The 2399-nt window shown below is 59.0% G+C and carries 1 protein-coding gene; it reads left to right on the forward strand.

All coding sequences use genetic code 11. The features are described from left to right. A partial coding sequence (locus tag HZB60_09875; GenBank protein MBI5060071.1) for a putative Ig domain-containing protein occupies positions 1 to 2399 on the forward strand: 2399 nt, incomplete at both ends.

A 2399-nucleotide genomic window follows, 5' to 3' on the forward strand; every position in this document is an offset into this window, starting at 1 on the left:
CCGCCAAGGCGCTGACCGTGAGCGGGATCACCGCCTCAAACAAGACCTATGACGGGAACACCACCGCGACGCTCAACACCGCCTCCGCCTCGCTGGTGGGCGTGGTGAGCGGCGACACGGTGACCATCAACACCGCCAGCGCAAGCGGCGCATTCAGCGACAAGTACGTCGGCGCGGGCAAGACCGTCACGGTCTCGGGCTTGAGCCTCAGCGGCGCGGACGCGGGTAACTACTCCCTGACCCAGCCGACCACGACCGCCGACATCACCGCCAAGGCGCTGACCGTGAGCGGAATCACCGCCGCGAACAAGACCTACGACGGGAACACCACCGCGACGCTCAACACCGCCTCCGCCTCCCTGGTGGGCGTGGTGAGCGGCGATACGGTGACCCTCAACACTGCCTCTGCCGCCGGCGCGTTCAGCGACAAGAGCGTCGGCGCAGGCAAGACCGTCACGGTCTCGGGCTTGAGCCTCAGCGGCGCAGACGCGGGCAACTACTCCCTGACCCAGCCGACCACGACCGCTAGTATTACACAGCGCACGCTAACGGTGACCGCCACAGGCGTTGACAAGGTGTATGACGGCACGGTTACAGCAACGGTAACTCTTTCTGACGATCGACTTTCCGGAGATGTGCTGTCTGTCAATTATGCTTCCGCCGTTTTCTCAGATCCAAATGCTGGCAGTGGCAAAACGGTCAGCGTAAGCGGCATCACCATTAGCGGCACCGACGCTGGAAATTATTCCCTGGCAAGTACAACGGCAACGACAACTGCTACTATCACACAAGCCAGCCAAACCATCACCATCACTACCCATGCGCCTGCCAGTGCCGCCAACGGCTCGAATTTCACAGTGGCTGCAACCGCTTCTTCCGGCCTGCCAGTGACCTATAGCAGCACAACCCCCGCAGTTTGCACGAACAGCGGCGCCACCTTTACCATGGTCAGCGGCACCGGCACCTGCACTGTCCAATACAGCCAGGCGGGCAATATCAACTACCTGCCTGCTACCGATTTGACCGAGAACGTCAACGCTACCGAAGATCCCGCCATCACCAGTGCAGATAATGTGACATTCAACGTGGGTGTGCCTTCCAGCTTTACCGTTACATTCAATGGAAACCCGCTTCCTGCTTTATCTATGACCGGTACTTTACCTGGCGGCATCACGTTCAATCCATCAACAGGCGTTTTAAGCGGCACAGCAACGCCGGGAACGGATGGCACTTACCCGCTTACTTTTACTGCCAGCAATGGGGTTGGTCCTGATGCTGTTCAGAACTTCACGCTGACCATAACATCTGTCGCTCGAATCAATGTCACGATCGGCAACGACTCCAAGGGAGACTACAATCTTCCTTCATCAGAGAGTATGTCGCAGAGTTACTCAGCCTTGCAGGGTGGTCCGGTGAAAATAAAAAGCCTGAACGGGGATAGTATCTTCACCACGCAGGTTGTCACCTCCGGGGGCAGTTACAACGAACTGGCGGGTTACCCCATCAACCAGTTCACCACCGAATACTGGTTCCCCTATTACGACCACGGTTATCCCAACGTGACAGGCAGCAAGATGCGCACCTGGATTCTGGTCGGCAACCCCTCCACCACCCAAACCGCTGAAGTCGAAATCTACATCGGCGGGGTGCTGAAGGGCAGTTACAGCATCGCGCCGGGCGCCAACGTCACCCCGCGCTGGATAGGAGTGGTCGGCGGACCGGTGCGGGTGGTCTCGACCAACGGCGTGAATATCTTCGCTTCCGAGCGTGTCTTCACGGTGCCGTACAACTCCTTCAACGAAGTGATGGGCTACCCCGCCAATCAGTTCACCACCGAATACTGGTTCCCGTGGTACGACACCGTGTACATGGACACTTACGTGCTGGTGGGCAACACTTCATCTTCGCAATCTGCCAGCGTGGACATTTACATTGGCGCGACCAAGATGGGCAGTTACAGCATCGCGCCCAATGCCACCCTCAAACAGCGCTATGCTGCCAAAGTGGGCGGACCGCTGCGGGTGGTCTCGACCAACGGCGTGAACATCGTGGCGTCGGAATACACGCTGTCTGGCACGCAGAACTCCTTCAACGAAGTGATGGGCTATCCCTTCAACCAGTTCACCACTGAATACTGGTTCCCGTACTACGATCACGGCTATCCCAATGTGAGCGGCAGCAACATGCGCACGTGGATTTTGGTGGGCAACCCCTCGACCACGCAGACCGCCAACGTGGAAATCTACATGGACGGCGTGCTGCAGGGCAGTTACTCCATCGCGCCGGGGGCGAATGTCACCCCGCGCTGGGTGGGCGTGCAGAGCGGACCGGTGCGGGTGGTGAGCGACATTCCGGTCTTTGCCTCGGAGCGTGTCTTCACCGTGCCGACCAACGCCTTC

This window comes from candidate division KSB1 bacterium (genome assembly GCA_016214895.1).
In the GTDB taxonomy this organism is placed as follows: Bacteria; Electryoneota; RPQS01; order RPQS01; family RPQS01; genus JACRMR01.